Annotated in this window: 7 protein-coding genes; 6 read left to right on the plus strand and 1 reads right to left on the minus strand. The window is 73.2% G+C overall.

Annotated elements, in window-relative coordinates:
• The 6 genes from ACJ73U_RS23645 to ACJ73U_RS23670 all read left to right on the plus strand — a co-directional run.
• The coding region (locus tag ACJ73U_RS23645; protein ID WP_407779874.1) for a hypothetical protein at positions 1-204 on the plus strand (204 nt) is incomplete at its 5' end.
• 105 nt (positions 205-309) lie between these two features.
• Positions 310-906 (plus strand): serine O-acetyltransferase EpsC, encoded by a 597-nt coding sequence (epsC, locus tag ACJ73U_RS23650; protein WP_407779875.1) that lies wholly within the window; start codon positions 310-312, stop codon positions 904-906.
• 13 nt (positions 907-919) lie between these two features.
• On the plus strand, positions 920-1,720 hold the full coding sequence (locus tag ACJ73U_RS23655; protein WP_407779876.1) for a hypothetical protein: 801 nt from the start codon (positions 920-922) through the stop codon (positions 1,718-1,720).
• A complete protein-coding gene (locus ACJ73U_RS23660; RefSeq protein ID WP_407779877.1) occupies positions 1,708-2,961 on the plus strand; it encodes an acetyl-CoA carboxylase biotin carboxylase subunit family protein in 1,254 nt (417 codons plus the stop codon). Before ACJ73U_RS23655 ends, ACJ73U_RS23660 begins: the two co-directional genes overlap by 13 nt.
• Positions 2,958-4,031, plus strand: coding sequence for a PLP-dependent cysteine synthase family protein (locus tag ACJ73U_RS23665; protein WP_407779878.1), 1,074 nt, complete (start codon positions 2,958-2,960; stop codon positions 4,029-4,031). The genes ACJ73U_RS23660 and ACJ73U_RS23665 overlap by 4 nt, the downstream gene beginning before the upstream one ends.
• The gene (locus ACJ73U_RS23670) at positions 4,031-5,137 is read left to right on the plus strand and encodes an FAD-dependent monooxygenase (protein ID WP_407779879.1); all 1,107 of its coding nucleotides are present in this window, start codon (positions 4,031-4,033) and stop codon (positions 5,135-5,137) included. The genes ACJ73U_RS23665 and ACJ73U_RS23670 overlap by 1 nt, the downstream gene beginning before the upstream one ends.
• Here ACJ73U_RS23670 and ACJ73U_RS23675 read toward each other — a convergent pair.
• Entirely contained in the window at positions 5,106-5,312 is a 207-nt protein-coding gene (locus ACJ73U_RS23675; protein WP_407779880.1) for a DUF397 domain-containing protein, read from the minus strand. The two genes, ACJ73U_RS23670 and ACJ73U_RS23675, sit on opposite strands and share 32 nt — an antisense overlap.
• Between the last annotated feature and the right edge of the window lie 46 nt (positions 5,313-5,358).

Consider the following 5,358-nt stretch of genomic DNA (forward strand, 5'->3'; position numbering starts at 1 on the left):
GACCCGGAGCGCGCCGCGTCGCTGGCCGAGGAGGCCGTGGCCGTCCACCGGGAGACGGGCCACCTGCTCGGCGAGGCCCGCACCCTCCGCGTCCTGGGGGCGGCCCACCGCGTCACACACGGCACGCCGGGGCCGCACTGGGCGGCGGCACTGGCCCTGTTCACCCGCACGGGCATCCCGGAGGACGACCCGTCGGTGCGGTGAAGGACGCCTTCGTCGCGGTCCGGTCGGGCCCTTCCGATCATCCTTGAGCCGGCCTCGACTCGGGCGTTGTCCGCTGATGCGGCAGGAAGCGACCGAGGAGGCGGCATGGCGCGGCGAGGCACTGCCTGGGTGGCCGGGGCCGTCCGTGCCGTGGTGGACCAGTTGGACGTGATCGTCGAGCGGGACCCATCCGTGCGGTCGCGGGGGGAGGCCGCGCTGCACCCGGCGCTGGCGGCCGTCCTCAGCCATCGTGTCGCGCACCGGTTGTACCTGCGCGGGAGGTACCGGACCGCGCGGGCGGTGTGCGTGCTCGCCCGGTTCGCGACGGGCATCGAGATCCATCCCGGCGCGCGGATCGGGCGGCGGTTCTTCGTCGACCACGGTGCCGGGGTCGTGGTCGGCGAGACGGCGGTGGTCGGCGACGACGTGACCCTGTTCCACCAGGTGACGCTGGGCGCGACCGGGTGGTGGCAGGCCGCGGCCCGCGGCGGGCGCCGGCATCCCAGGCTGGGCGACGGCGTCGTCGTCGGGGTCGGCGCGACGCTGCTGGGCCCGATCACCGTCGGCGACAACGTCCTGGTCGGCGCGCAGGCCCTGGTCCTGGCCGACGTGCCGGTCGGCTCGACGGTCCGCGCGCCGGCCGCGGCCGTGGCTTCGAAGATCCGCCGGCTCGACGGCCACCGCGCCGAGGAAGCGGCATGACACGGGAGATCACGTGACGATCATCATCCTGGACCGCCATCCCGGCGGACCACCACCGTACGCGGACTGGCTGGCGGACGCCGGCGAGGACCTCGTGCTCATCACCAACCACCCGGCCACCGACGTCGACGGCTACGCGGAAGTCCGGTACATCCCCGACCACGGGTCCTCCGCCGAGCTGGCCGTCCTCGAACTCGCCGCCACCACAACGGTTTCCGCGCTGGTGGCGACCGCGACCCCCGACCTCGTCCGCGCCGGCGCGCTGCGCGACCACCTCGGCATCGAGGGACAGGGCAGGGCGGCGGCCACCGTGCTCGCCGACCCGGTCGCCATGCGGCAGCGCCTGCGCGCGGCCGGCGTGCCGACCATCCCCGCCGGTGCGGTGCAACGGGTGTCGGACCTGTACTGGTACCGCCACCGCTGGGGCGGCGGCCCGGTACGGGTGCGGCGGCGCAAGGATCCCGGCTGGCCGACCGCGGCGATCCTCCGCGACGAGCGGGACCTGCGTGCGTTCACGGCGAACGGACTCACGCCGAACCTGATCACCGTGCCCAGCCTGCTGGTCGAGCCGGACCTCGCCGGCAGCCGGCACGTGGTGCACGGCTCCACACAGGACGGTCGGAAGCTGGTGCGCGACGCGCTGTCCGCGCTGCCGTGCGGGCCCGAGCTGCCCTACCGCGTCGAGATCCTGCGTGCCGAGACCGGCGCGTGGCTGGTGGACACAGTGGACTCGGCGGTCGCGACCGACCACCGCGCCGTGGTGCGCGAGCAGGCCGGCCTGCCGAGCCGGGAGGTGACCCGATGGGCATCCTGATCCTGCACCACCGCGGCGGGCTGTCCGCGTGCCAGTACGACAGCTGGCTACCCGACTACGACGGTGACCTGGTCCTGTTGGCCTCCAGGGAACATCTCGGCTGGGTGGGGGAGGAGCTGCCCAGCGGCCCGACCGGCTACCGCCACCTGGAGGCCGTCGACGGCTACGAGCTGACCGGTGTGGTGGAGTCCCGGGTGCTGGAGCTGGCCGAACGGTTCGACGTGACCGACGTGCTCAGCGTCCAGGAACACGACCTGGAGCGGACCGCCCAGCTGCGCGAGATCCTCGGCCTGCCAGGGCATTCGCTGGCCGACGCGGAGGTGTGGCGCAACAAGGCGTTGATGAAGCAGGTCGCGGCGCGGGCGGGGATTCCCGTGGCGGCGCACCGGACGGTCGAGTGCGCGACCGATCTCATCGCCTTCGCGCACGAGCACGGTTATCCCATCGTGGCGAAGCCGCGTGACGGCGCGGGCGCGCTCGGCGTCCGGGTGCTGCGGTCCCGGGCCGAGCTCGACGCGTTCCTGGCCGAGGACCTGGAGTTGTATGGTCCGTACCAGTCGAACCTGATGGTGGAGGCGTTCGTCGACGGCCCGATGTGCCACGTCGACGGCCTGGTGGTGGACGGCGAGCTGCGCTACGTCTACGCCTCGCGGTACCTGTTCACACTGTCGGACTTCAGGTCGCTGCGACAGGGACGGCTCGACACCACGTTCGACCCGGACGACCCGCTCGGCCTGCGGCTCGTGGAGTTCACGAAGTCGGTGCTCGACGCGTTGCCCGCGCCACGGCACTTCGCCTTCCACGCCGAGGTGTTCCACACGCCGGACCACCGGCTCGTGCTGTGCGAGATCGCGGCCCGGCCGGGCGGTGCGCAGAACCGCTGGGTCGCCGAGGCCATGTTCGGCATCGACCCGGTCGCGGGGGTGCTGCGTGCGCACGCCGGCCTGCCACTGGGCGACATCCCGGCGCGGCCCGTGACCATGTCCGGCCAGTTGCTGTTCGGGAAGCGGCCGGGGCGCGTGGTCTCGGTGCCGGGCGAGCCGCCGTTCCCGTGGGTCACGCGCAGCGTCATCCTGGCCGAACCCGGGCAGGTCTTCGAGGGTTCCCGCTACTCCGCGGACGTGCTGGCGTCGTTCGTGGTCGTGGCCCCGGACAGCCGCACGACCGAGGCCCGGATGCGGCAGCTGGAGGAGTGGTTCCTCGACGGCCTGGTCATCGAGCCCCTGGAGGTAACGGCATGAGGCCCCGCATCGCGTCGTCGGTGGCGGAGCTGGTCGGCGGCACACCGATGATCCGACTGTCCTATCCGGACGTTCCACGGAGCACGAGGCTGCTGGCCAAGCTGGAGATGTTCAACCCGCTGTCGAGCGTCAAGGACCGCCCGGCGCTGCACATGGTCCGCGCCGCGGAGGCCGCCGGGACGCTGAAGCCCGGCGTCACGGTCGTGGACGCGACGTCCGGCAACACCGGCATCGCGCTGGCGTCGCTGTGCGCGTCGCGGGGTTACCGGTGCGTGCTGGTGCTGCCGGACAACGCGACCGAGGAGCGCCGCCAGATCCTGCGGATCTTCGGTGCCGAGATCGTGCTGTCCCCGGCGGAGGAGGGCCTGGTCGGCACGATGGCACGGGCGGAGGCGCTGGCCGCGGCCATCCCGGGCGCGATCTTCATGGGCCAGGACCGCAACCCGCACAACCCGGCCGCGCACTACGCGACCACGGGCCCGGAGATCTGGTCGGACTGCGAGGGCGAGGTCGACGTGCTGGTATGCGGTGTCGGCACGGGCGGCACGATCACCGGCACCGCCCGCTACCTGAAGGAACGCACGAACGTACACGTGGTCGGCTTCGAACCGGCGTCGTCCCCGGTGATGAGCGGTGGCGAGCGGGGTCCGCACCGGATCCCGGGCATCGGCGGCGGCATCGTCCAGGCCAACACGGACCTGACCCTGATCGACGAGATCCTGACCGTCACCGACGACCAGGCCGCCACCACCGCGCTGGAGCTGGCGACGACCGCGGGCCTGTTCGTGGGCGTGTCCTCGGGCGCGGCGGCCCACGCCAGCCGCCTGGTCGCGAGCCGCCCGGAATGGGAAGGTGCGACGGTGGTGACGATCCTGCCCGACACGGGGGAGCGGTACCTCTCGTTCTGGGCGGAGCTGGCGAGGGCTCAGGAGGAGGCGGCCGGACGGGAGCGAGCGGCTGACGAGGGGCGGGTTGCCCGGACGGGGCTGGCGGTTGGGCGGGATCCGGTGGGCGCGCGGGAATCGGTGGGGCGGCAGGAGAAGGCGGCCGGGCGGGAGCGGGTGGCCTGATGCGGGTGCTGGTGGCCGGTGGTGGCATCGGTGGGTTGGCGCTGGCCGTGGCGTTGCGACGGGCGGGGATCGCGGTGACGGTGGTGGAGCGCGCCGCGCGGATCGCTCACGCGGGCGCCGGTTTGGTACTCGGTCCGAACTCGATTGTGGCCGTGGACGCGATCAGCCCTCGGCTGGGCTCCACGGTCCGATCGATCGGACACGTCGCCCAGTCGGGGCAGGTGCGGCCGATCGTCGACCCGGCGGGCACGGTGCTGGCCACCGACCCGATTGGCGAGTTGTCCGAGCGGTTCGGCGCGCCGCAGGTGTCGCTGCTGCGTTCGGCCCTGCAGGCCGCCCTGTTCGAGGAGGCGGTGGCCTCGGGCGCCGACCTCCGGCTGGGGGTGAGCCTCGACGCGTTCACCGACCACGGGGACGGCGTCACCGCCCTGCTGTCGGACGGCACGCCGCTGCGCGGCACGGTCCTGGTCGGCGCCGACGGCATCAACTCCCGTGTGCGGCAGGCCCTCCTCGGCGACGGCCCACCCCGCTACTGCGGCTACACCTCCGTGCGCGCCCGGACGGCCGCACCCGCCGCCTACCCGCACGGCGTGGTCGCCGGCGGCGAGCACGTGCACCTGTTCTGCGCGCCGATCGGTCGCGGCCAGGTGTACTGGACGGCCAAGGTCACCGCCCCCGTCGGCGTCTGGCCCGCCATGACGGCGACGCGGGCACACGCCGCGGTGGTCGCCGAGCTGGCCGGCTGGCACCCGGTGATCCGGAACATGGTCGCCGACACCGGACCGGACGTGCTCGTCACCGACGTCGCCGACCGCGACCCGGTTCCACAGTGGACATTCGGCCGCGTGACCCTCCTCGGCGACGCCGCGCACCCGATGTCCCCGTCGGTGGGGCAGGGCGCGGGCATGGCCCTCGAAGACGCGGTGGTACTGGCCGCGAACTTACGTGACCACCACGATCCCACGGCCGCGCTGACCGCGTACAACGCCGTGCGCGCACCCCGCACGGCGCAGGTGGTCCAGCTGTCGAGGCGGGACCGCACGGTCTCCTACGAAGGCGGCGAGAACCAGCGCTTCACGGAGCTGTACGGCTGGCGGGCCGCCTGAGGAGCAGCTGCCAGGCACCGGTGGGGACGGTGAGCATGGGGCCGCCGGGGTTCTTGGAGTCGCGGACCAGGACCGCGTCACTCGTAGATGGGGCTTGGTGGCTCGACCACGCCACCTCCACGCAGCTTGTTCCCGATCCGCCGCTGTGGCTGTTCTTCCTCCAGGCCACCTCCACGCAGCTGGTTCCCTCTCCGCCGCTGTAACTGCTCTTGCGCCACGAC

Source organism: Actinophytocola sp. (assembly GCF_045807065.1).
In the GTDB taxonomy this organism is placed as follows: domain Bacteria; phylum Actinomycetota; class Actinomycetes; order Mycobacteriales; family Pseudonocardiaceae; genus Actinophytocola.

Coding starts and splice junctions, on each gene's coding strand:
- epsC (WP_407779875.1), top strand. CDS start 310: ATGGCGCGGCGAGGCACTGCCTGGGTGGCCGGGGCCGTCCGTGCCGTG.
- ACJ73U_RS23660 (WP_407779877.1), top strand. CDS start 1,708: ATGGGCATCCTGATCCTGCACCACCGCGGCGGGCTGTCCGCGTGCCAG.
- ACJ73U_RS23665 (WP_407779878.1), top strand. CDS start 2,958: ATGAGGCCCCGCATCGCGTCGTCGGTGGCGGAGCTGGTCGGCGGCACA.
- ACJ73U_RS23670 (WP_407779879.1), top strand. CDS start 4,031: ATGCGGGTGCTGGTGGCCGGTGGTGGCATCGGTGGGTTGGCGCTGGCC.